This window comes from Nonomuraea sp. NPDC005650 (genome assembly GCF_040605375.1).
In the GTDB taxonomy this organism is placed as follows: domain Bacteria; phylum Actinomycetota; class Actinomycetes; order Streptosporangiales; family Streptosporangiaceae; genus Nonomuraea.
The window spans coordinates 99,113-120,636 of sequence record NZ_JBEXCR010000026.1 but is presented as its reverse complement, the minus strand read 5'-3'; the positions used below and the strand labels follow the sequence as shown (position 1 = coordinate 120,636).

The 21,524-nt window shown below is 70.3% G+C and carries 20 protein-coding genes and 3 pseudogenes; 6 read left to right on the top strand and 17 right to left on the bottom strand.

The window, feature by feature from the left end; translation table 11 throughout:
• Window positions 1-73 precede the first annotated feature (73 nt).
• From ABZS69_RS38790 to ABZS69_RS38770, 5 genes are all read right to left on the bottom strand, one after another.
• Window positions 74-1,558, bottom strand: a complete 1,485-nt coding sequence (locus ABZS69_RS38790) for an AMP-binding protein (protein WP_355380965.1) — start codon at window positions 1,556-1,558, stop codon at window positions 74-76.
• Between the two features lie 17 nt (window positions 1,559-1,575).
• On the bottom strand, window positions 1,576-2,631 hold the full coding sequence (locus ABZS69_RS38785; RefSeq protein WP_355380963.1) for an LLM class flavin-dependent oxidoreductase: 1,056 nt from the start codon (window positions 2,629-2,631) through the stop codon (window positions 1,576-1,578).
• An 892-nt stretch (window positions 2,632-3,523) separates the two neighbouring features.
• Window positions 3,524-3,679, bottom strand: a complete 156-nt coding sequence (locus ABZS69_RS38780; protein ID WP_355380961.1) for a hypothetical protein — start codon at window positions 3,677-3,679, stop codon at window positions 3,524-3,526.
• Window positions 3,680-3,868: 189 nt separating this feature from the next.
• Complete coding sequence (locus ABZS69_RS38775) at window positions 3,869-4,786, bottom strand: aminoglycoside phosphotransferase family protein (RefSeq protein WP_355380959.1); 918 nt, start codon at window positions 4,784-4,786, stop codon at window positions 3,869-3,871.
• Window positions 4,773-5,945 carry an MFS transporter gene (locus tag ABZS69_RS38770; RefSeq protein WP_355380957.1) on the bottom strand — a complete coding sequence of 391 codons (1,173 nt, stop codon included), beginning with the start codon at window positions 5,943-5,945 and terminating at the stop codon, window positions 4,773-4,775. The genes ABZS69_RS38775 and ABZS69_RS38770 overlap by 14 nt, the downstream gene beginning before the upstream one ends.
• A gap of 73 nt (window positions 5,946-6,018) precedes the next feature.
• Between ABZS69_RS38770 and ABZS69_RS38765 the strand changes: the two genes are divergently transcribed.
• Window positions 6,019-7,047, top strand: coding sequence for an ROK family transcriptional regulator (locus ABZS69_RS38765; RefSeq protein ID WP_355380955.1), 1,029 nt, complete (start codon window positions 6,019-6,021; stop codon window positions 7,045-7,047).
• Between the two features lie 38 nt (window positions 7,048-7,085).
• Here ABZS69_RS38765 and ABZS69_RS38760 read toward each other — a convergent pair.
• The 3 genes and pseudogenes from ABZS69_RS38760 to ABZS69_RS38750 form a co-directional block, all read right to left on the bottom strand.
• Window positions 7,086-7,268 (bottom strand): annotated as a pseudogene (locus ABZS69_RS38760) (M20 family peptidase); the annotation flags it as partial.
• A 90-nt stretch (window positions 7,269-7,358) separates the two neighbouring features.
• Window positions 7,359-7,795: pseudogene (locus ABZS69_RS38755) on the bottom strand (AbgT family transporter); the annotation flags it as partial.
• Window positions 7,796-7,825: 30 nt separating this feature from the next.
• Window positions 7,826-8,035 carry an Arc family DNA-binding protein gene (locus tag ABZS69_RS38750; protein ID WP_355380953.1) on the bottom strand — a complete coding sequence of 70 codons (210 nt, stop codon included), beginning with the start codon at window positions 8,033-8,035 and terminating at the stop codon, window positions 7,826-7,828.
• Between ABZS69_RS38750 and ABZS69_RS38745 the strand changes: the two genes are divergently transcribed.
• Entirely contained in the window at window positions 8,022-9,353 is a 1,332-nt protein-coding gene (locus ABZS69_RS38745; RefSeq protein ID WP_355380951.1) for a transposase, read from the top strand. The genes ABZS69_RS38750 and ABZS69_RS38745 overlap by 14 nt on opposite strands.
• A gap of 13 nt (window positions 9,354-9,366) precedes the next feature.
• On the opposite strand, the pseudogene ABZS69_RS38740 reads toward ABZS69_RS38745, so the two are convergent.
• From ABZS69_RS38740 to ABZS69_RS38730, 3 genes and pseudogenes are all read right to left on the bottom strand, one after another.
• Window positions 9,367-10,519: pseudogene (locus ABZS69_RS38740) on the bottom strand (AbgT family transporter).
• Window positions 10,520-10,563: 44 nt separating this feature from the next.
• The gene (locus ABZS69_RS38735) at window positions 10,564-12,000 is read right to left on the bottom strand and encodes an ATP-binding protein (protein ID WP_355380949.1); all 1,437 of its coding nucleotides are present in this window, start codon (window positions 11,998-12,000) and stop codon (window positions 10,564-10,566) included.
• Window positions 11,997-13,646, bottom strand: a complete 1,650-nt coding sequence (locus ABZS69_RS38730) for an FAD-dependent oxidoreductase (protein WP_355380947.1) — start codon at window positions 13,644-13,646, stop codon at window positions 11,997-11,999. Before ABZS69_RS38730 ends, ABZS69_RS38735 begins: the two co-directional genes overlap by 4 nt.
• A 77-nt stretch (window positions 13,647-13,723) precedes the next feature.
• On the opposite strand from ABZS69_RS38730, the gene ABZS69_RS38725 reads away from it, so the two are divergent.
• The gene (locus ABZS69_RS38725) at window positions 13,724-14,296 is read left to right on the top strand and encodes a helix-turn-helix domain-containing protein (protein WP_355380945.1); all 573 of its coding nucleotides are present in this window, start codon (window positions 13,724-13,726) and stop codon (window positions 14,294-14,296) included.
• A 61-nt stretch (window positions 14,297-14,357) separates the two neighbouring features.
• On the opposite strand, the gene ABZS69_RS38720 is transcribed toward ABZS69_RS38725, so the two are convergent.
• Both ABZS69_RS38720 and ABZS69_RS38715 read right to left on the bottom strand, forming a co-directional pair.
• On the bottom strand, window positions 14,358-15,119 hold the full coding sequence (locus ABZS69_RS38720) for an SDR family oxidoreductase (RefSeq protein ID WP_355380943.1): 762 nt from the start codon (window positions 15,117-15,119) through the stop codon (window positions 14,358-14,360).
• 39 nt (window positions 15,120-15,158) lie between these two features.
• The gene (locus tag ABZS69_RS38715; RefSeq protein ID WP_355380941.1) at window positions 15,159-16,007 is read right to left on the bottom strand and encodes an RNA polymerase sigma-70 factor; all 849 of its coding nucleotides are present in this window, start codon (window positions 16,005-16,007) and stop codon (window positions 15,159-15,161) included.
• A 194-nt stretch (window positions 16,008-16,201) separates the two neighbouring features.
• Here ABZS69_RS38715 and ABZS69_RS38710 point away from each other — a divergent pair, with 194 nt between their 5' ends.
• Complete coding sequence (locus tag ABZS69_RS38710; protein WP_355380939.1) at window positions 16,202-16,876, top strand: ThuA domain-containing protein; 675 nt, start codon at window positions 16,202-16,204, stop codon at window positions 16,874-16,876.
• On the opposite strand, the gene ABZS69_RS38705 is transcribed toward ABZS69_RS38710, so the two are convergent.
• Window positions 16,866-17,279, bottom strand: coding sequence for a TIGR03668 family PPOX class F420-dependent oxidoreductase (locus ABZS69_RS38705; protein WP_355380936.1), 414 nt, complete (start codon window positions 17,277-17,279; stop codon window positions 16,866-16,868). The genes ABZS69_RS38710 and ABZS69_RS38705 overlap by 11 nt on opposite strands.
• Window positions 17,280-17,356: 77 nt before the next feature.
• Here ABZS69_RS38705 and ABZS69_RS38700 point away from each other — a divergent pair, with 77 nt between their 5' ends.
• The gene (locus tag ABZS69_RS38700) at window positions 17,357-18,244 is read left to right on the top strand and encodes a hypothetical protein (protein WP_355380934.1); all 888 of its coding nucleotides are present in this window, start codon (window positions 17,357-17,359) and stop codon (window positions 18,242-18,244) included.
• Here the strand turns inward: ABZS69_RS38700 and ABZS69_RS38695 are convergent.
• Complete coding sequence (locus tag ABZS69_RS38695; RefSeq protein ID WP_355380932.1) at window positions 18,241-18,861, bottom strand: MerR family transcriptional regulator; 621 nt, start codon at window positions 18,859-18,861, stop codon at window positions 18,241-18,243. The genes ABZS69_RS38700 and ABZS69_RS38695 overlap by 4 nt on opposite strands.
• Before the next feature lie 15 nt (window positions 18,862-18,876).
• On the bottom strand, window positions 18,877-19,725 hold the full coding sequence (locus tag ABZS69_RS38690; RefSeq protein WP_355380930.1) for a LysR family transcriptional regulator: 849 nt from the start codon (window positions 19,723-19,725) through the stop codon (window positions 18,877-18,879).
• A 161-nt stretch (window positions 19,726-19,886) separates the two neighbouring features.
• On the opposite strand from ABZS69_RS38690, the gene ABZS69_RS38685 reads away from it, so the two are divergent.
• Entirely contained in the window at window positions 19,887-20,957 is a 1,071-nt protein-coding gene (locus ABZS69_RS38685; protein ID WP_355380928.1) for an acetyl-CoA acetyltransferase, read from the top strand.
• 127 nt (window positions 20,958-21,084) lie between these two features.
• On the opposite strand, the gene tnpA is transcribed toward ABZS69_RS38685, so the two are convergent.
• Window positions 21,085-21,513: an IS200/IS605 family transposase gene (gene tnpA / locus ABZS69_RS38680; protein WP_355380926.1), complete on the bottom strand. Its 429-nt coding sequence runs from the start codon at window positions 21,511-21,513 to the stop codon at window positions 21,085-21,087.
• Between the last annotated feature and the right edge of the window lie 11 nt (window positions 21,514-21,524).

Sequence of the window (21,524 nt, the reverse complement as noted above, 5' to 3'; positions counted from 1 at the left end):
CCGGTCGAGCCATCCGTCTGGCCGAGCCATCCGCCCATACGGCTGGCAGGGGGCTTCCGGCGGCCGCCTGGGGTCAGGTGCCGGGGTAGTTGCCGCCGCCGTGTGCCTGGTCCAGGGCGTCGTAGTCAGGGGTGAAGCCGCGTTTCGGGATCGTGTCCACGAACGCCACCCGGCTTGGCTTCTTGTACGGCGCCAGCTGCGTCCTGACATGCTCGACGAGCTCGTCCGCGGTGGCGGCGGCGTCCGGCTTGAGTGCGACGACGGCCTTGACCGCCTGGTGCCAGGTGGGGTCGGGGACGCCGATGACGGCGGCGTCGGCCACGGCCGGGTGGGACTTGAGGGCGCGTTCGACCTCGGCCGGGTAGATGTTCTCGGCGCCCGATTTGATCATGCGGAGCTTGGGGCCGATGAAGGTGATGGTGCCGTCGGGTTCGCGGCGGCCGAGGTCGCCGGTGTGGTGCCAGCCGTACGCGGACTTAGCGGTATTTAAGTCGGGCCGGGCGAAATATCCGGAAAAGAGGGTCTTGCCGCGGGCGCAGATCTCGCCCACCTCGCCGGCCGGCAGCTCGGTTCCGTCCGGAGCCAGGATGCGTATCTGGACCAGCGGAGAAGGACGTCCCGCGAACCCCGACCCCCCATCGGCCAGCCCGAGGAACGTGAGCATCCCCCCGACCTCGGTCTGCCCGTACCCGCCCATCTTGGACCGGCACCAGGGAGAGTCGTCCACCGTGATCATGCTGTCCCACTCGGCCGAGTGCGCGACGAACCTCAGCGACGACAGGTCGTACTTGCCCCCCGCGTTAGCGGCCGTCACCGCGTCGATCATCGGCCCGAACAGGAACGCCTGCGTCACCTTCTCGGCGTCGATCAGGCGGCAGACCTCCTCGGCGTCGAAGGCGGGCATGAACACGTTCGTGCCGCCGATCTGGAGCGTGGCCAGGCAGAACATCATCGTGCCCACGTGGAAGAGCGGGCCGTTGTTGAGGAACGTGAAGCCGGGCTCCATCTGACGTACGACGAGGAGCGAGGCGCTGTGGGCGACCAGGGCGGCGCTGCTGAGCAGGGCCGCGTTGGGGCGCCCGCCGAAGGCGGCGGTGTAGAGGGCGAGGACGGGCTCGGCGTCGTCCACCTGCGGGAAGTCCCTCGGGGACCCGCTCGCCACCAGCTCCTCGTACTCGTCCCCGGCCCGCACCCAAGTGCTCTCGGACACGGCCGTGGTGGCGTCAGAAGGCTCCCATACGACGACCTTCGGGGTCAGATCGGACAGGGCGAACCGCAGCTCGTCCTCCGACTGCCGCCAGTTGGCCGGGCAGAGGATCGCGCCCAGCCGTGAGCAGGCCAGCAGTAGCTCCAGCACGGCGTGGGAGTTCTGGCCGAGCCACACGACCCGCTCCCCGGCCGCCACACCCCGCCCCGCCAGGGCGTCGGCCAGCCGGGTCACCCGGGCGTCGAGCTCGGGGTACGTGCGCCGTACGTCCCCGTCCACCACCGCCGTGACCTGGGGACGGCTGCGGGCGTGGTCGGCGAGGAGGTCTGACAGGGACAGGCTGTGGATCATCTGAGCCTCCCGAGGGGTTACTGGAACGCCGGCATGACTTCGGCGGCGAAGAAGCGCATGATCCGCTTCATTTCCTCCAGCGGCATGGGGCGGGTGCTGCCGAAGTCGCACAGGAGGTTCGAGAAGCCGGAGTCGCGCAGGAGGGAGATCTGCTGGATCACCCGCGTCGGGTCCCCGATCACGTCCAGTTGCTCCCACCGGAAGTCGGTCGACACCGTGCCGCCCTTGAGGTAGCGGTCCTGGTAGTACTCGAAGCCCTGCGCGGCCCGGCCGGTCTTCGGGTCGATGGGGGCGCTGCGCTCGTTGAAGATCCGCGAACGGTCGAACGCCGCCTCGAACCGCGCCTGGTCCTCGCGCGCCTGTTCCAGGGTCGGCGCCACGTACACGCTGCGCGCCACCACCAGCTCCGCGCCCTCGGGGTGGCCCGCCTGCGCGGCCGTCTCCCGCCAGGTCTCCGCCGCCTTGACGACCTTGCGGAACGGCGCCGCCGGGTCGGCCAGGATGGGCAGCCCGCGCTCGGCGTACATGGTGACGGTCTCGGGGGAGACCGCCGCCACGTGCAGCGGCGGGTGCGGCGACTGCAGCGGCCTGGGGACGAGGCCCACCTCGGAGCCGGTCTTGTAGAACTTCCCCTCATGCTGGTACGAGTCCTGCGTCCAGAGCCCGATGATCACCTCCAGCGCCTCGTTGAACCGGTCGCGGGCCTCCGCCAGGTCGATCCCGAACCCCTCGAACTCGAAGCTCTGATACCCCCGCCCGATCCCCAGATCCAGCCGCCCCCCGGAGAGCACGTCCACCATCGCGGCCTCCTCGGCCACGTGGATCGGGTTGTGCAGGGGCAGCACCACGATGCCCGTGCCGAGCCGGACGCGGGAGGTGCGGGCGGCGGCGTGGGCGAGCATCGTGAACAGGTTGGGGACGACGCCGTAGTCCCGGAAGTGGTGCTCGGCCAGCCGTACCCCGTCGAACCCCAGCTCCTCGGCCAGCTCGATGAGCTCCAGATGGTAGTCATAGACGTCCTTGAAGCTGTGGCCGTCGAAACGGTGGTAGAGGTGGAAGGTCGAGAACTTCATGCGGCGACCCCTCGACAGGCGACTAAACCAAGCGCTCGCTTGGGAGCGTACCACGCTAGTCAGGAACGCCCCAGGGCCCAGGGGAAACGCATGGCCTTCCACGAAGGCGGCGCTTCGCGCCAAGGAGTTCCAGACAGCGCCTCCCAAGGGGGGCAAGCCCCCCTTCGACCCCCCGAAACCCCCGCTCGCTTCGCTCGCCAGCCCCCGCCCCTTGCCCAATTACCGGCTTGGCCGGCTGGAGCCCACCCAAACCCCGCTCGCTTCGCTCACCAACTACGCGCCCGTTACGTGACTACCAAGTTGGGTTGCCGGCTCAACCCCCGCTTCCCAGGCCATCGACCATGGTGCGGCTTTCTGGGCAGAGGCCGCCTGGCAGCGCACCATGACCGCATGCCTGAACGATCACCAGCGAGTCGTGACTGAGGAGCTCTCAGCACCCGTTTACCGAGCCGGGATCTCCGGGGCCAGCAGGGAAGCGGTTCCGCACGCCGTACGCCTGGACGCACCGACTGGGCTGTGCGCGGAGCCCGTCAAAGCTCTGCCGATTCGCGACGGGTCCCTGTCGTTCGTTCCGACATCTCCCGAGCCTGCAACCAATGCGCCGCCCTGGCAGCGAACCCTTGATACACGCCGATGGTGTTCAACGAGGCACCACACGAGCACGTAAGCCAGGAAGATCGTCGAATGCGGCCGACGAATCCGTCGTGATGATGGTTCTCGCCGTCGCTGCGGTCGTGGCGGCGATCAGCAGGTCATAGGCGCCCCTCGCCTTCCCCTGTCGCCGAATGTGTGCCATGAGCCGGGTGTGGACCCTGACAACGCCCGTGGTGTACTCCTCGACCGGCGATGGCTGCCTTGCCCCGCTCGGTGGCGATGAGCGCCGTGTCGAGAATCAGGCGTCAGGCCACGTGCCCCTCACCTCGTTGTCGACCACATCCCGAACCGCTGCGATGTCGGTCTCCAGATCGGCGTCAAGCGTGCCCGTGCTTCTGGCGAGGAACGCCTTGACCATATGCCCGGGTGCTGTTGGGGCAGGATCGATCACCATGGTCCGCCTCCCACCCCGCGTGGCCACGGTGGTCTCCCCTCGCTCGGCCTTGTCCATTGGCGGTCATCACCGTCATGCGGTCAGATTGTCTAATTTCCATAGAGCGTTGCACGGTAGGCCGGCTGATCGATCAACGTAACGAACCGTTCGGCTGGGTGGCGACCTTCGGGTCCGCATGATGCCGGGATATCAGGTGGAACGGAAGTCGGCGATGATCTCCTCCAGGTGCCGCAGGGCGGTGGCGGTGCGTACCGGGTCGGCGTAGTAGGGGTCGTCGGGCACCGGGAGGGACGCCGCGAGTCCCCAGCCGCGGCCCCGCGCCCAGGTGGCGTCGTCCACGCCGAGCGTCTCGCGGAAGACGCCCCGCGCCTCGGAAGGCAGCAGCTTCCATACGGGCAGCAGGTCCACGGCGGGGTCGCCGACGGCGAGCGTGCCGAAGTCGATGATGGCGCTCAGCCGGCCGTCGATGGTCAGGAGGTTTCCGGGCGCGAGGTCGCCGTGGACCCACACCGGCGGGCCGTCCCAGGCGGGGGCCGCCAGGGCGGCGTCCCACACGGCCGTCACCGCGCCGGTGTCGACGATCCCGCGCAGCGCTTCGATCTTGGGGCGTACGCGGGCCTCGACGGCCAGCGAGTCGCGCTCGTCGCCCATCGGCACGCCGCGGAACGCGTTGCTCCACGAAGGGCCGGGGCCGCCGGTGGCGTCGATCCGCTGCAGCGCTCCGACGAACTCGGCCAGTTCCTTGGCCGCATCGACGGGATCGGCCAGCTCTTCCGTGGTCTCGCCCGGCAGCCACCGGTAGACCGACCAGGGGAACGGGTAGCCCTCGCCGGGCTCGCCCTTCGCGAGCGGCTCGGAGATCGGCAGCGGCAGGTGCGGGGCGAGCCGCGGCAGCCATTCGTGCTCGCGCTCCACCTGCCCGACCCATCGGGGATAGCGGGGCAATCGTACGGACATGTCCGTGCCGAGCCGGAACGTCGCGTTGTCCAACCCGGACCGTGGCACGGGGGAGACGGGCAGATCGGCCCACCGGGGGAACTGCGCCGCCAGCAGGCGGCGTACGAGGGCCTCGTCGATCTGCGGGTCTTCGAGGTCAGGCGTCGACACGGACGGTTCCTTCCGGGTGAGAGGCGGGGGAGGGGCGCAGGACCGGGGCGAGCAACGCCAGCAGCACGACCACGCCGGTGATCATCGCGAACGCGGCGGGGTAGCTGAGCCCGCCCGCGACCCAGCCCGTCACGGCCGGGGCGACCAGGCCCGACAGGTACGTGATCGTAGCCACCCCGGCCACGCCCTCGCTCGGATTTTTTCCCGCGTTGCCCGCCGCCGCGATCACGAGCGGCATGATCACCGCCACGCCCAGCCCGATCAGGGCGAACCCGGCGATCCCGAGTGCCGGTGTGCGGGCCACGACCACGAGCGCGCCGCCCACGGCCGCCACGGCACCGCCCGTCCTGACGGCCGCCACCGGGCCGAGCAGGCGGATGACGTGGTCGCCCAGCAGTCGCGCGCCCGCCATGCAGAGCATGAAGACGGTGTATCCGGTGGCGGCGGGTCCGGGATCGGCGTCGGTGACCGAGATGAGGTAGACGGCGGTCCAGTTGGAGCTGGCGCCTTCCACGAAGGTCGCGCAGAACCCCACCAGCCCGATGGCCAGGATCGCGCGCGTGGGGAGCGCGAAGCGCCGCGGCGCGGGCGCGTCGGCCAGGCGCGCTGCCAACCCGCTGTCGGGGAGCAGGCCGCGGCCGGCCGCCCCGCCGAGGACGAGTAACGCGAGCGACATGGCCGCGAGGTGGAGCCTGGCGTCGATGCCCGCGTGGGCGGCCAGGGCGCCGATGCCGCCGCCGGCCAGGCTGCCGACGGCCCACATGCCGTGCAGCCCCGACATGATCGAGCGGCCCAGGCGCCGTTCGAGCAGGACGGCGTACGCGTTCATCGCGACGTCGCACATGCCTGCCGCCGCCCCGAACAGCAGGTACGCCCCGAACAGCCAGACGGGTGACGGCGAGAGCGCGGGCAACGTCAGGCTCGCGCACCACAGCGCGAGGAGGGCGCGCGTGGCGGCGCGGTTGCCGAAGCGGTAGGCGAGGCGGCCGGCCATCGGCATGCCCACGAAGGCGCCGATCGCCGGGCACAGCAGCGCGAGGCCGAGGGTGCCGGGGCTGAGCTGCAGGTGCTCCTGGATCCAGGGGATGCGGGTGGACAGGCTGCCGGCGACGGCGCCGTGCGCGGCGAAGACGACCACGATGGCGCGGTGAGGGCTCATGCTCCGCAAATTATCAGGCAGGCTTCCTGATGGAAATGGGTTTTAGGCAGGGTCCCTGATTATTATGAGGATCGTGAAGACCGCCACCCCCGCCCTGGCCCGTGCGATCAACGACCGGCTGGCGCTCGACCTGCTCCTGGAGCACGGGCCGCTGACCGCCCCCCAGCTCCGCACGCTGACCGGGCTGTCCAGGCCCACCGTGTCCGACCTGATCGAGCGCCTCATGGAGGCCGGGCTCATCGAGGTCACGGGGGAGTACGGCGAGGACCGGCGAGGGCCGAACGCGCGCCTGTACGGCCTGGTGGCGGATCGGGCCCACGTTGCGGGGGTGGACATCCGGCGCGACGCCGTGAACGTCACGGTCGCCGACATCACCGGGCGGGTGGTCAGCGAGGCCGCGACGACGTTCGGCGCGGTTGCGAGGAGCGACCTGGCGGGTCTCATCGTGAACGTCGTCAGGGGCGCCGCGGGTGAACGCGCGCTCGACACGGTCGTGGTCGGCGCTCCGGGGCTGGTCAACCCGCGTGACGGGGAGCTGGTGTCGTCCAACGACGTGCCCGGCTGGCGGCCCGGCATGATGGCGTCCGTACGCGAGCGCCTGGGCGCGCCGGTGATCCTGGAGAACGAGGTCAACCTCGCCGCCATCGCCGAGTCGCGCACCGGGGCCGCGGTGGGGAGCGAGGACTTCGTGCTGCTCTGGCTGGACGACGGCGTGGGGGCGGCGGTCGTGCTCGGAGGCCGGCTGCGGCGGGGGATGTCGGGCGGCGCGGGGGAGATCGGGTTCCTGGAAGTGGACGGTGTGGCCTTCTGCGAGCAGGTGGACCCCGAGGTCAGATTGCGCCTCGACGGCGACGAGCTGGCCCGGCGGATCGCCAAGGGCGCCTTCGCCTTCGCCACCCTCCTCGACCCCGGCCTCGTCGTCCTCGGCGGGACGACGGGCCACGTGGGCGGGGCCGAGCTGGCCGAACTGGTGGCCGAGCACCTGCGCGCCCTGGGTCCGGCGCCCACGGAGGTTCGCGCCAGCACGGTCACGGGCAACGCGGTGCTTCAGGGCGCCGTGCTGACCGCCCTGGACCTGGCTCGCGACCACATCTTCGGCTGAGGGTGAAGCGGTGCCGGCGGAGGGGGCTGTGGTGGTGGTCAGGTGAGGGCGGTGATCAGGCCCATCGCCGGCGCCGTGCGCTCCGGGATGTGCTCCACCACCACGTGCTCGTGCCGCGCGTGCGCCCCGTCCCCCACCGCGCCCATCCCGTCCAGCACCGGCCGGCCCAGCGCCGAGACGAAGTTCCCGTCGCTGGCGTCCCCCACCGACGCCTCGTCCAGTGGGTTTCCAGCTCCACCGCGGCCTTGAGGTCGTCCAGCATGGCCGGGAGGGCCTGCCGGGCCCAGTCGGTGATCAACACGAGGTCCTTTCTAGGGAGTGGGCGCTCCGGGGCCGAGCGGGATGCCGAGCCACCAGAACGCGAAGAACAGTAGCGTCCAGACGACGAGCAGGGTGACCGAGAGCGGGATGGTCATCGAGGCCAGCGTGCCGATCCCGGCCGCGCGCCGGTAGCGCTGGAGGAAGCCGAGCGCCATCACGAAGTACGGGCCCATCGGAGTGATCGCGTTCGTGCACGAGTCGGCGATGCGGTCTAGGGCCTGGGTGTACTCGGGCGGGATGCTCAGCAGCATCAGCATCGGCACGAAAATGGGGCCGACCAGCGCCCACTGCGCGGATCCGCTGGTCACCACGAGGTTGATCAGGGTGACCACGACCAGGATGCCCAGGAACACCACGGGCCCGCCCACCCCGGCCGACTTCAGCAGGCCCGCCCGTCGATCGCGATGATCTCGCCGACGCCGGTCCACCGATCTTTTCTGGGCAGGGGCCCGGTCCTTCAGGGCCGGAGGGAACGCCCGCTCCTGCGTATCGGGGCAGAGGTAGCCGAACCGCCGCCAGGGCGGTTCGGCGTCTCGGGAGAGACGGTGTCGAGGCCGACCTCAAGCAGGTGCAGCATCTCGGAGTTGAGGGACCGCCGGTCGGTAGCGGCCTGAGCGGCCAGCCGCTCGTGAAGGTCCTCGGGAAGCCGAAGAGTGAATTTGATCACGCCGCCATTATGCCGCTATGATGGCGGCATATCGAGGTTCCGGATGTACCCCACGAGCGAGCAGGAGCAGCAGATGCTGCTGCATTGCGCGCACGCCCGGTACGTGTGGAACCTCGCGGTCGAGCAGCACTCGCGCTGGCAGCCGGGCCGCAAGTCCGCGCCCGGCTTCGCCGAGCAGTGCCGCCAGCTCACTGAAGCCCGTGCGGAGAACGAGTGGCTGCGCGAAGGCAACGCCGACGTGCAGCAGCAGGCGCTGAAGGACTTCGCCAAGGCCAAAAATGCCCGGTTCACCTCGGGGTTCGGCGAGCCGACCTGGCGCAAGAAATACGTGCACGAGGGCTTCCGCGTCATCGGCACCGACCGGGTGCCGGAGTTTGAGCCGGACGGCTCGGCGAAACTGAACGCCAAGACCGGCAAGCAGGTCATGGGCCGCTCGGTCGTGGTGCAGAAGCTCAACCGCCGGTGGGCGCAGGTCAAGGTACCCGGCTGCGGCTGGGTCCGCTTCCGCCTCACCCGCCCGCAGCTCCCGGCGGCCAAGACGTTCCGCGTCACCTACCGCAACGGGCAGTGGCACATCGCCTTCGCGCTCATCCCCGAGCCCGTCGCGGCGCCCGGCATGGGTGAGGCCATCGGTATCGACCGGGGCGTGAAGATCACCGCCGCCCTGTCCGACGGCCGGAAACTGAACTGTCCGCAGCTCACCGTCAAGGAACGCGCCCAGATCCGCAAGCACCAGCGCCGGGCGGCACGAGCGAAGAAAGGCGCCCCGGAGAAGACCGCTGCCTACGCGAAGGTCGCCAAGCTCAAAGCGCGGGAGGCGAACCGGCGCAAGGACTGGTGTGAGAAGACCTCGACAATGCTCGCCAGGTCGTACGACCTGGTGCGGTTCGAGAAATTGAACATCAAGAACATGACCGCCTCCGCCAAGGGGACCCTCGACCAGCCCGGCCGGAACGTACGCGCCAAAGCCGGGCTGAACCGGGCCATCCTCGCCCAGGGCTGGGGCCTCCTGCGCCAGCGCACGGAACACAAGGCCCCCGGTCGTGTCGAGGACGTACCGGCCCCGTACACGAGTCTGCGGTGCAGCGCCTGCGGATGGATCGAGAAGAACTCGCGCAAGAGCCAAGCCGAGTTCGTCTGCGTATCCTGCGGCTTCACCTGTAACGCGGACACTAACGCAGCAACCAACGTCGCGGCAGGACAGGGCGGGATCCCCCGCCCCCGGCGAGCAGCCGGTGCCGGAGGGACGACACCGCTCACGCGGTCGAAGAACGTCCGTGAACCTCAGCCCAAATGGGTTGGAATCCCCCTCGTTTAAGAGGGGGAGGGTGTCAATTGAAGTACGCCAGGAAATGGAAATGGAAATGCATGCGCGAGATCGCGAAGAACAGCACCAGGATCGGCGCCATCTCGCGCAGCCCGTGGGCCATGAAGCCGGGAATGTCGCGGCTGCCGCTGATCGTCCCTGCGGCCTTCCCGTACGCCCACCCGACGGCCAGGAACGCCAGCGCGAGGAAGATCGCGATGGAGGTGAGCAGCGGCGACTGCACGATGCCGCCGTCCTTGCCGCGGCAGCGGCGACCCGGCGGGCAGCACGGCCGCCACCACGGCGGCCACGTACACCACGAGGGCGATCGCTGCGGCGCGCAGCCCCCGACGCTCGGAGGCGCTGAGCGCCAGCGTGCCCAGGTCGTCGCCGGAGGGGGCCTCGGGGTCGACGGGCATCGACTCGACCCGGCGCGCCAGCACGCGTTCGGTGACCACGGTGATCGTGGCGGCCAGCACCAGGGAGGAGACCAGCGAGAAGAAGTAGTTGGCCAGCGGCGTGACCGTGTAGGCGGGATCGACGGTGTGCGCGGCGGCCGTGGTGAGCCCCGACAGGATGGCGTCGGTCGGCGTGATCAGCGGGCTGGCGTCGTAGCCCGCCGAGATCGACACGAACGCCACCACGATGCCCAGGATCGGGCTGCGCCCCACCGCGCGGAAGGCCAGCGCGCCGAGCGGGATGAGCACGACGTACGCGGCGTCGGAGGCCACGTGCGCCACCATGCCGGTGAACGCCAGCGCGAACGTCACCCACTTCGGCGACACCTTCGACACCCCTGAGCGCAGCACGGCGGCCAGCAACCCCGAGCGCTCGGCGACCGCGACGCCGAGCATGACGACCAGGATCGTGCCGAGCGGAGGGAGCGAGGTGTAGTTCGTGACCGCGTCGCCGACCATCATCCGGACGCCGTCGGCGGACAGCAGGTTCTTGGCCACGACGGTCTTGCCCGTCGCCGGGTTGACCGCCGACACCCCTGCCGCCGCCAGCCCCCAGCTGGTCAGCGCGAGTAACGCGGCCAGGATGACGAACAGCCAGAACGGATGAGGCAGCCGGTTGCCCAGCCGCTCGATGCCGCCCAGAACCCGGAGAAGCGCGTTCAGGGAACGCGAACCCGCCACCGTCTCGGACGCGCTCACCGACACGCCTCCTTCCCGCATTTCGGTCAACCATTACATGCGGTAAGGAAGCGTCTTGACAAGAGTCAGGTCACGGAGACAGCGGGTACCGGCTCCCGGAGCGGCAGCCGTACCTCGAACCAGGTCTCGCCCGGAACCGAGCGCACCTTGATCTCCCCGCCGTGCCGTCCGGCCACGATCCGGTACGAGATGTCCAGGCCGAGACCGGTGCCCTGACCCACGCTCTTCGTCGTGAAGAACGGCTCGAAGATCCGGTCCTTGAACGCCTCGGGGACGCCGGGTCCGGTGTCGCCGATCTCGATGATCGCCTCGTCCTCGTCGTGCGCCGTCCGGATCGTGAGCGTGCCCTGGTCGCCCATCGCGTCGAGCGCGTTGTGGATGAGGTTCGTCCAGACCTGGTTGAGCTCGCCCGCGTAGCAGGGGATGGCCGGCAGCGTGCGGTCGTAGTCGGTGACCACGCTGATGCCCGGAGGGATCTTCCCGCGGAAGATCGCGATCGTGCTGTCGAGCAGGTCGTGCACATCGGCCTGCTGGAACGGCGCCCGGTCCATCTGGGAGTACTGCTTGGCCGAGCTGATCAGCGACGTGATGCGCTCGGTGGCCTCGGTCACCTCGTTGAGCATCTGGGAGATCTCGATCGCCTTGGCCAGCCACTGCACCGCGGAGGGAGCGCGCTCCTCGCCCACCTTGCCGCGGATCTTCTCCAGCGCCTCGGGCGTGAACCCGGCGTTGACCAGCGCGGGGGCCAGGTCCCACGGGTCCTCGATGCCCAGCTCCTCCATCGCGTCGCCCAGCTCGTCCTCGGCGTCGGAGATCTCCAGCGGGGAGAGCTGGGGCCGCTTGCCCAGGTTGGCCGTGCAGGACTCCTGCCACTCGATCAGCGTGCGCAGCTTCTCCGGCGGGATGCCCTCCTCGGCGAGCTGGGCGAGCTGCAGCCGCGAGGTCCTGAGCAGCGAGCGCAGCTCGCTCGCGGCGCGCACCGCCGCCGCGGCCGGGTTGTTCAGCTCGTGCGTGAGCCCGGCCGTGATCGTGCCGAGCGCGGTCAGCCGCTGCCGCCGGTCGATGATCTCCCGCTGCATCCGCCCGCCCGACAGCATGCCGTCGAGCAGGTGCATCGCCATCGGGAACCACTCGGCCACGATGTAGGCGAACTTCTTGGCCGGCAGCAGAAACATCCGCGTCGGCGCGGTCGTGCGCAGCGTGTGCTGGTACGTCTGCGGCGCCCGGTCACCGAGGTAGGCGCTGGTGGCGCCGCCGTAGACGCCGGGCTGCGACGCACGGGGCATCGCCACGGTCCCGGCGCTGACCGTCTCGCTGATCATCTGGATCTCGCCCTCGAGCAGCACCGCGAAGCACTCGGCCGGCTCGCCCTGCTGGAGGATCACCTCGTCCGTGCCGAACGTCCGCACCTGCCCGCTGTTGGCGAGCTTGGTGAGCTGCTCGTCGTTCAGCCGCTCGAAGAGGAAGAGTTTGCGCAGTTCATCGATGTCGATGTTGGTCATTGCTTCTCCAAGTACCGATGCACGAGCGCGACGGCCATCGCGCCTTCGCCGACGGCGGAGGCCACTCTCTTGATCGAGTCGGCGCGTACGTCACCCGCGGCCAGCACCCCGGGCACGTTCGTCTCCAGGAAGTAAGGCTCGCGCCGCAGCGGCCAGTTACGCGGCCGCTTCCCGCCCTGCACCAGGTCGGGCCCGGTCAGCACGAACCCCTTCTCGTCGCGCTCGACCGTCTCGCCCAGCCACGACGTGTACGGCTCCGCGCCGATGAACACGAACAGCCACTGGGCGTCGACCGTGCGGGTCTCGCCCTTGGTCGAGAGCGTCAGGCGCTCCAGGTGGCCGTCGCCGTCGCCGCCGGCGACCTCCGTCTGGAGGTGCACCTCGATGTTGGGGATCGCGGCGATCTGCTCGATGAGGTAGTGCGACATGGACTTCTCCAAACCGTCACCCCTCACCAACAAATTGACCTTGCTCGCGAATCCCGACAGGTAGACGGCCGCCTGCCCGGCCGAGTTGGCCGCGCCCACGATGTAGACGTCGGTGTCCTGGCAGGACGGCGCCTCGGTCAGGGCGGCGCCGTAGAAGACGCCCCGGCCGGTGAAGTCGTCGAGCCCCGGCGCGTCCAGCCGGCGGTAGGTGACGCCGGTCGCCAGGATGACCGCGTGCGCGGCGATCTCCCCGCCGTCCTGGAACCCGACCACCCGGGCCTGCCCGCGCGGCTCCAGCGAGACGACCTTGCGCGCGGTCAGCAGCTCCGCCCCGAACTTCTGCGCCTGCCTGCGCGCCCGGTCCGCGAGCTGCTGACCGGAGACGCCGTCGGGGAAGCCCAGGTAGTTCTCGATCCTGGAGCTCTGTCCCGCCTGGCCGCCCGAGGAGTAGGCCTCGACCAGCACGGTCTTCAGCCCCTCCGAAGCGCCGTAGACGGCCGCGCCGAGCCCGGCCGGGCCGCCGCCCACCACGATCAGGTCGTAGAAGTCGGTGGCCGGCGTGGTGGACAGGCCCACCGCCGCCGCCAGCGTGGCCTGGTCGGGCGACTCCAGCGTGGCGCCCTCGGCGGTCACCACGAGCGGCAGGTGGCAGCCCTCGCCGGCCGCCTTCACCAGCTGCGCGCCCTCCGGGTCCTCCGACAACATCCACCGGTACGGCACATGGTTGCGGGCCAGGAAATCACGCACCTTGTACGACTGGGCCGACCACCGGTCGCCCACCACCCGCAGCTCGGACCGCTCGATCCGGTCCGTGCGCATCCAGGCGTCGAGCTGCCCGTCGATCACGGGGTAGAACTTCTCCTCCGGCGGGTCCCACGGCTTGAGCAGGTAATGGTCCAGGTCGACCACGTTGATCGCCTGAATCGCGGCGTCAGTGTCGGCGTAGGCGGTCAGCAACACCCTGCGCGCGTACGGATACATGTCCATGGCGGCCTCGAGGAACTCCACGCCGTTCATCTGCGGCATGCGGTAGTCGGCCAGAATGGCCGCCACCTCGTCACCCCGCAGCCGCATCTCCCGGACGGCCTCGATGCCGTCCCGGGCCGCCTCGGCGCGGACAATCCGGTATTCCTGGCCATAGCGACGTCTAAGGTCGCGGGCCACCGCCCGCGAGACGCCCGGATCGTCATCAACTGTAACGATGACCGGCTTGTCCATGTCTTCTCCCCACTCGTCCTACAGGAAGCATGTCATGTGCGGGGGAGTCCGTAAGCGCTCGCTCATATCATGGTCGGATGGGTACACGCGATCGCATCGTCGACGCCGCCGAGCAGGCAATTCGGGAGTTCGGCATCGCGGGTGCCACCACCAAGCGTATCGCCCAGCAGGCAGGCTGCTCAGAGGCGCTGCTCTACAAGCACTTCGCCGGTAAAGAGGCCCTTTTCCTGGCGGTCCTGCTGGAGCGGCTGCCCGCGCTCGGCCCCGCGCTGGCGCGGCTGCGGGCGAGCACCGGGCAGGGCGACCTGACGGGCAACCTCACCGAGTTCGCGCTGACGGCGCTGGAGTTCTATGCCAAGGCCGTGGGCATCGCCTCCGGCGTGCTGGCCGACCCGACGCTCATGGCGGGGTTCAGGGGCATGCTGGCCGCGAACGACATGGGCCCGCACCTGCCGATCCTGGCGCTGGCCGAGGTCCTCAGGGCCGAGCAGCGCGGCGGCCGGCTCGACGCGGGGATCGACGCCGACGCCGCCGCGTCGATGCTGATGGGCGCGTGCTTCCACCGGGCGAACCTGTCCTACTTCGTCGAGCTCCCTGAGGCGGACGAGGTCTGGGCCACCGCGATCGTGCGCACGCTGGTGCGTAAGTGACGGTTGCTAAAGGATCGCGCGTGAGTGCGTAAGTGACGGCTGCTAAAAGAATCGCCCCCCGTTACGCGATGACGCGGCTCTCGCCGCCGTCCACCAGCATCGAGATCCCGTTCACGAACGAGGCCCGCTCGCTGGCCAGGAACGCCACCACGTCACCGACCTCCTCCGGCCTGCCGACGCGCCCGACCGGCACCGCCTCGCCCCGCCGGGCCAGCGCCTCCTCGTCGCCCGCCAGCTCCCGCAGCCGGTCGGTGTCGATCGGGCCCGGCATCACGTTGTTGACCAGCACGCCGTCGCCGGCCACCTCGCGGGCCAGCGTGCGCACGACCCCCGCCACGGCCGAGCGGGTGGCGTTGGACAGCGCCAGGCCGTCCAGCGCCTCGCGGGCCGACCTGCTGGTGATGGTGACGATGCGGCCCCAGCCGCGCGAGCGCATCTCGGGCAGGACCGCGTACATCAGGCGTACGGTGCCGAGCAGGTTGCGCTGGACGGCGACGTCCCAGTCGGCCAGGCTCGTCTCGTCGAAGCGGCCGGCCGGCGGCCCGCCGGAGCTGGCCACCAGGATGTCGATCGGGCCGAGCACGTCACGCGTCTCCTCGACCACCCGCCGGGCCGCGGCCGGGTCCTCCACGTCGGCCAGCACGGCGTGCACGACCTTGCCGTACTCCTGCAGCTGCACGACCGCCTCCGCGAGCCGCTCCGGGTTGCGGGCGACCACGCAGACGTCGCAGCCCTCCCGCGCGAGGCTCTTGGCGGCGGCGAGCCCGATGCCCGCGCTGCCTCCGGTGACGAGGGCGACCTTGCCCGAGATGCCGAGATCCATAGGGGCGACTATAGATCGGCAAGTCGGCGTCCGTGACGTTCAGCCGGGGCCGACGCGGGTGAGCTTGTCGGGGTTGAGGAGGCCGTAGATGTCCGTGATGAGGCCGTCGCGGATGTCGATCAGCACCACCTGGCGGTGGCCCGCGACCCGTGTCCAGACCGCGGGCTGGCCGTTGACCTCGATCAACCGGGCGTCCGAGAAGTCGTACCGGCTGAGCAGGCCGTTGAGGAACGCCAGCACCTTGCGGCGCCCGAAGATCGGCCGCAGCGCGGCCCTGACCTTGCCGCCGCCGTCGTTGTAGGACACGACATCCTCGTGGAGCAGCTCGGTGAGCGCCGTGAGGTCGCCGCCCGCCGCCGCGTCCATGAACTTCGTCAGCAGCCTGGTGTGGTCCTCGGTCGTGGGACGGAACCGGTCGCGCCCCTCGGCGAGCCGGGTGGAGGCCCGGTGGTGCAGCTGCCTGGCGTTGGCCACGGAGATGCCGACGATCTCCGCGATCTCGTCGTACGGGAGCTCGAACGCCTCCCGCAGCACGAACACCGCCCGCTCGGGCGGCGACAGCCGCTCCATCATGTGCAGGGTCGCGTACGAGACGGTGTCACGCAGCTCGGCCGTGTCCAGCGGGCCCGCCTGCGCCGTCATCACCGGCTCGGGCAGCCACGGCCCCGTGTACGCCTCGCGCTTGACCCGCGCCGAGCGCAGCTGGTCGAGCGCCAGCCGCGAGACCACGGTCACCAGGAAGGCGCGCGGCTCCCTGATCTCGCTCCGGTCGGTGCCCTGCCAGCGCAGCCAGGCCTCCTGCACCACGTCCTCGGCGTCCCACATGCTGCCGAGCAGGCGGTAGGCCAGCCCGAGCAGCATGGGACGGTGCTCCTCGAAATCCTCCACGGCCCGAATCATGCCTGGTCGCCGGAGCGGGTGCCGTGCCGGGGGCCGCGCACCACCGCGCACCACCGCGCACACCACCGAGTCCGGCGCGCGACCTGCCGGACGGCGCCGACGGGGAGCGGGACGGGGCGGCCGCGCGGAATGTGACAGCTCACGGGGTGGAAAAGCCGCGGTAAGCATGATGAGCTTGGCGAGTGGCGAGAAATCTGATCCTGTCAGGAGGCCTGTTCCACGACTTCGCCGCCACGTCGGCAGCGCTCGCGGAAGTGCTGGCCGAGGTGGGGGTCGAGTCGGAGATCACCGAGGACATCGCGGGCGCGCTGAGCGAGCCGTCGGAGGTCCAGCTCATCACCATCAACGCGCTGCGCTGGCAGATGGGCCATGACCGCTTCGCCGACCTGCGTGACGAGTGGAGCTTCGCCTTACCGGCGCAGGCCCGCACCACGCTCCTCGACCACCTCGACCGGGGCGGCGGGCTGCTGTGCATGCACTCGGCGTCGATCTGCTTCGACGACTGGCAGGGCTGGCCGCGCGTCCTGGGCGGCTGCTGGACCTGGCCCAAGTCCCACCACCCGCCGCTCGGGTGGACGGGCGTACGGGTGCACGGCGGTCATCCGGTGGTCGACGGCCTGCGGGACTTCGACGTGGTGGACGAGGTCTACAGCGACCTCGACATCCTGCCGGACGTCGAGCCGCTGGCGTCCTCGAACGGCCAGCCGCTGGTGTGGGCGCGGCCGGTGCGGCGCGGCCGGGTGTTCTACGACGCGCTGGGCCACGACACCAGGTCGTACGACAACGAGGTGCACCGGGCGATGCTCCAGCGGGCCGCGCTGTGGCTGCTGAAGCGGCCCGTCACCGTCACGGAGTGAACGACCAGCCGCTCCAGCGGGTCACGTCCACGAGGATCACGGGGCCGCCGGGCCGGTGCTCGCGATACTGGCCGTACTTGGCCGCCAGCGCGTCGAGCGCCGACTCGCGCTCCGGCCCCTCCTCCACGACCGTGGCCAGGCCGTCGGCGCGGGCCCACCACAGCCGGGCCCAGTCGTCCTCGTAGTGGTCGGCCAGCAGGCTGACCCGCGGGTTCTCCCGGATGTTGCGCAACCGTCTCAGGTCGGCGGTGGTCTTCGGCTTGTGGTCGATCGCGGTCACCACCCGGTCCGCGACGACGGCGAAGGTGACGGGCACCAGGTGCGGTGTCCCGTCGTCGCTCGCCGTGGCCAGCCGCGCCACCCGCTCCGCCCGGAACTTGGCACGGGCCCGGTCGCCGTTCATGCGCCCCATTCTCACCGCCGGGCAATCGGTCCGGAACTTACAAGACCGCATGTCGCGGACGTGGGCACGATGAGCTCATGAACGTGAACCTTTCCGCGATTCCCGGCTTCCTCGCCGGGCACGCACGTGTTCTGGACCGCCGGCGCTACGACCTGCTCATGGGCGACGGCGACGCGGCCTCCGTACTGGGAGCGATGGAGGCCTACCGCAACCCGGACGGCGGCTACGGCTGGGGCCTGGAGCCGGACCTGCGCTCACCCGAGAGCCAGCCAGGGGCGGCGCTGCACGCTTTCGAGGCGTTCGCGGACGTCGCCCCCGTGACCTCGCCGCGGGCCGCGGCGCTGTGCGACTGGCTGGACTCGGTCACGCTGCCGGACGGCGGGGTGCCGTTCTCGCTGCCGCTCACCGTCGGCGAGGCCACCGCGCCCTGGTGGTCGGGCGGCGACCCGCACACCTCGTCCCTGCAGATCACCTCGATCTCCGCGGCCGCCGCCCACCGCGTGGCGCTCCACGACCCGGGGGTGGCCGCGCATCCATGGCTGGAGCGGGCCACCCGTTACTGCCTCGACACGATCCAGGCGCTGGACAAGGCGCCGCACGCGTACGTGCTGGTGTTCGCGGTGCGCTTCCTCGACGCCGTGTACGAGACCCAGCCCAGGGCGGCCGACCTGCTCAAGCGGCTGGCCGCCCAGATCCCGGCGGACGGGCGGGTGCCGGTCGAGGGCGGCACCGAGGGCGAGTCGCTGCGGCCGCTGGACTTCGCGCCCCACCCGGGGCGGCCCGCCCGCGACCTCTTCGAGCCCGACGTGATCGCCGCGGACCTCGTCCGGCTGGCCGGGGAGCAGAAGGACGACGGCGGATGGGACACGGACTACGCGCGTATCTCCCCGGCCGGGTCGCTCGACTGGCGCGGGGTCGTCACCGTGGACAAACTCGCGCTGCTGCGCGAGAACGGCCTCGTCTAGGGGGACAGGCGCCGGGCCGACTCCGACTCCTGGGCCATCCGGCGCAGCGCCTCGAACGCCTTGCCGTACAGGACGGTGCCGAGCACCAGGGCCTCCACGGCGGCGTCGCGCGGGCCGTGGAAGGGGATGGTGTCCATCTCGACCTCGGACACGAGCTTCTGCGCGACCTCGACGTACGGCTTCAGGTCCACGGGCAGGTCGAGCTGGCGCATCCGGACGATCGTCTGGGCCAGCTCGTCACGGGCGGGGGCGGCCGGCGAGATGTCCCAGCCCTGGTCGGATATGAGGTGGTCCACCTGGTCGCGGGCGATCTGCCACTCTTCGCCGGGCTCGGGCTCGACCGCGGCGCTCAGGGCGTAGTGGGCGGTGCCGAGCATCAGGTGGATGGGGAGCGACTCGTCCTCGACGGCCTCGATGATCTTCTTGATCGAGGCCACGGGGAGCCGGCCCACTTCGAGCAGGGCTCTGATCAGGCGGAGTCTGCGCAGGTGGGACTCGTCGTACTCGGCTCTGGTCGCGGCCGTCTGCTCGCCCTGGTGCAGCAGGCCCTCGCGGAGGTAATACTTGATCGTCGGGATGGCCACACCGGACTTGGTACTGAGTTCGGAGATGCGCATCGCTAGATAATAGCGCTATCCAGAGCGGGCGAGGTGCCGGGCCGCGCTGAGGAGCTCGTGGACGTCCGTCTGGCGGTTCCAGAGGAAGACCACCTCCAGTGGCGGCACGTCCTCTTTTATCGGGACGAACGCGAGCGTGTCGGGGATCGTGGTGCCCTCATGGACGCACAGCGCGTAGCCCGCGCCCTCCTCCACCATGTTGAGCACCAGGTCGTGCGTGGCGGCGGCCGGGCCGAGGCGGGGGTGGAGGCGGTGCCGTACGAAACCCTCCAGGAAGCGGCGGGCCCCGGCCACGGCGTCGGACTCCGGCATGACCAGCGGCTCGCCCGCCAGGTCCGCCAGCGACAGAGCCTCGTACGAGGCCAGGGGGTGCTCGCGGTGGAGCAGCGCGCGCACTGGGAACCGGTGGACCAGCATGCGGGCCACGCCCCTGGGCAGCGAGCCCGGCGCGTAGCCGAGCCCGGCCTGCAGGGTGCCGTCCGCGATGGAGACGATCTGCTCGGCCGTCCCCATGGGGGCCACGCGCAGGTTGGAGGTCTGGAGCTGGGAGAGCAGCCGGGCGACCACGTCCGCCAGCCCGTCGGCCACGCCCAGGCGCGCGGTCTCGGCCGAGCTCCTGGCGGCGGCCACGGCGCGGTCGAAGGCGTCGACCGCCACGGTGGCCTGGGCCAGGAAGGCCTCACCCGCCTCGGTCAGCTGTACGCCGCTGGACGACCGGCTGAACAACTCGACGCCGATCTCCTTCTCCAGCGCTCTGAGCTGCTCCGACAGCGTCGGCTGTGCGATGTGCAGCGCGGTGGCGGCGCGGCGGAGACTGCCTGCGCGTGCGATCGCCATCGCGTACCGGACGTAGCGTAGATCCATCCCCCACCTCAGCGTGATGATGGACTTATCGGTTGATCACTCCTCCGTATTACAAGAGGACCTGCCTCCCGTGAAGATATTCAGTTATCTACTGGCGGCGACATTTCCGGATTGATTACGCTTGCCGAGCAAGCGCTTGTCTGGAACGCGGGAGGCGGAGGATGCAGCCGTTCGCGGGGCGGGCAGCCGTGGCCGGGGTCGGGATGACCGCCCTGACCAGGGAGTCCGGGCGGAGCGAGCTGGAGCTGGCGGTCGAGGCGTGCCGGGCGGCGTGCGCGGACGCGGGGGTCGGGCCGCGGGAGGTGGACGCGGTGCTCAGCTATCACCTGAACGACTCCGCGCCCGTCGTCCAGGTGGCGCGGGCGCTGGGGATCGAGCGGCTCGGGTGGCACAACGACATCGCCGGGGGAGGCACGCAGGCGGCGTCGATCCTGGGCGACGCGGCGATGCTCATACACGCCGGTTTAGCGCGAAATATCGTGGTGTATCGGGCGCTCAACGGCCGTTCCGGCAAGCGCATGAACGCCGTCTCCACCGGCCCACAGGAGCGGTTCACGTACGGACTGGCGGGCCCGATCCCGCTGTTCGCCCTGGCCGCGACCCGCTACCTGCACGACACGGGCCTCACGGAGGAGCACCTGCACGCGGTCGTCGCCCAGTCCAGGGAGAACGCCAAGACCAACCCCCGGGCGCTGCGCCGCGAGCCCCTGGAGCTCGCCGACTACCTCGCCAGGCCGTACGTGAGCACCCCGCTCCGCACGGTCGACTGCTGCCAGGAGACCGACGGGGCCTGCGCCCTCGTGGTCAGCGGCGTGCTCGACGGGCCGCGCGTGCGAGCGGTCGTACGCGGGGGAGGCCCGGGCTGCTCGTCGATGGACCGGGCCCCGGACGTCACCGCGATCTTCTCGGCGTACGTGGCGCCCATGCTCTGGGAGGCGTCCGGGATGCGGCCGTCGGACGTGGACGTGGCGCTGCCGTACGACGCGTACTCGTGGCTGGTGCCCCGGCAACTGGAGGACTTCGGGCTGGTCCCGCGCGGGGACCTGGGGGCGTACCTGCTGGAGCGCCGCCACGCCTGGGTGAACCCGCACGGCGGGCTGCTCTCGGAGGGCTACGTGCACGGCCTGAACAACGTGGCCCAGGCCGTGCGTGAGCTGCGGGACGGGCGCGAGGTGGCGCTGGTGACGGGGTTCGGGGGCAGCTACGGGAGCGCCGCCCTGCTCGTACGGTGAAAATCCGTGGGGTGAGAATCCGTGAACGCCGCGTGGAGCTCCCGCGCGCCGGCCTCGGGGAGCAACTCGCGGGCCGCCGGGGCATGAACAGGCGATTCGCCGTCAGTCGGACCGGTGTGTACCTGGTTCAGACCGGTTGTTTCTGCTGCTCGATGTACTGGCGCAGGACAGTGAGGGGCGCGCCGCCCACCGACCCGGCGAAATATGAGCCGGACCAGAAGTGCCCACCCCATAGATACTGGCGGACATGAGGGGCGTACTCCTTACGAAGTAGGCGTGCCGAGACGCCCTTGAGGCTGTTGACGAGTCTGGACAGAGTGACATTGGGTGGGTAATGGACGAGTAGGTGCACGTGGTCGTGCTCGCCGTTGAACTCGCGGAGTTCGACTTTGAAGTCGGCGCAGACCTCGCGCATGATCTCCTCGCATCGGGTGAGCATCTCGTCCGTGAAGACTCCGCGCCGGTACTTCGTGACGAACACCAAATGGGCATGGAGGTTGTAGACGACATGTCGTCCAGTGCGTACATCGGGATTCGGTTCCCATCGCGGTGACATAAACCAAACGA

Excerpts from the sequence above, each read along its gene's own strand:
- ABZS69_RS38690 (WP_355380930.1), bottom strand. The coding sequence starts at position 19,725 with ATGGATCTACGCTACGTCCGGTACGCGATGGCGATCGCACGCGCAGGC.
- ABZS69_RS38695 (WP_355380932.1), bottom strand. The coding sequence starts at position 18,861 with ATGCGCATCTCCGAACTCAGTACCAAGTCCGGTGTGGCCATCCCGACG.
- ABZS69_RS38785 (WP_355380963.1), bottom strand. The coding sequence starts at position 2,631 with ATGAAGTTCTCGACCTTCCACCTCTACCACCGTTTCGACGGCCACAGC.
- ABZS69_RS38735 (WP_355380949.1), bottom strand. The coding sequence starts at position 12,000 with ATGACCAACATCGACATCGATGAACTGCGCAAACTCTTCCTCTTCGAG.
- ABZS69_RS38725 (WP_355380945.1), top strand. The coding sequence starts at position 13,724 with ATGGGTACACGCGATCGCATCGTCGACGCCGCCGAGCAGGCAATTCGG.
- ABZS69_RS38730 (WP_355380947.1), bottom strand. The coding sequence starts at position 13,646 with ATGGACAAGCCGGTCATCGTTACAGTTGATGACGATCCGGGCGTCTCG.
- ABZS69_RS38705 (WP_355380936.1), bottom strand. The coding sequence starts at position 17,279 with ATGAACGGCGACCGGGCCCGTGCCAAGTTCCGGGCGGAGCGGGTGGCG.
- ABZS69_RS38685 (WP_355380928.1), top strand. The coding sequence starts at position 19,887 with ATGCAGCCGTTCGCGGGGCGGGCAGCCGTGGCCGGGGTCGGGATGACC.
- tnpA (WP_355380926.1), bottom strand. The coding sequence starts at position 21,513 with ATGTCACCGCGATGGGAACCGAATCCCGATGTACGCACTGGACGACAT.
- ABZS69_RS38700 (WP_355380934.1), top strand. The coding sequence starts at position 17,357 with ATGAACGTGAACCTTTCCGCGATTCCCGGCTTCCTCGCCGGGCACGCA.
- ABZS69_RS38770 (WP_355380957.1), bottom strand. The coding sequence starts at position 5,945 with ATGAGCCCTCACCGCGCCATCGTGGTCGTCTTCGCCGCGCACGGCGCC.
- ABZS69_RS38720 (WP_355380943.1), bottom strand. The coding sequence starts at position 15,119 with ATGGATCTCGGCATCTCGGGCAAGGTCGCCCTCGTCACCGGAGGCAGC.
- ABZS69_RS38790 (WP_355380965.1), bottom strand. The coding sequence starts at position 1,558 with ATGATCCACAGCCTGTCCCTGTCAGACCTCCTCGCCGACCACGCCCGC.
- ABZS69_RS38780 (WP_355380961.1), bottom strand. The coding sequence starts at position 3,679 with ATGGTGATCGATCCTGCCCCAACAGCACCCGGGCATATGGTCAAGGCG.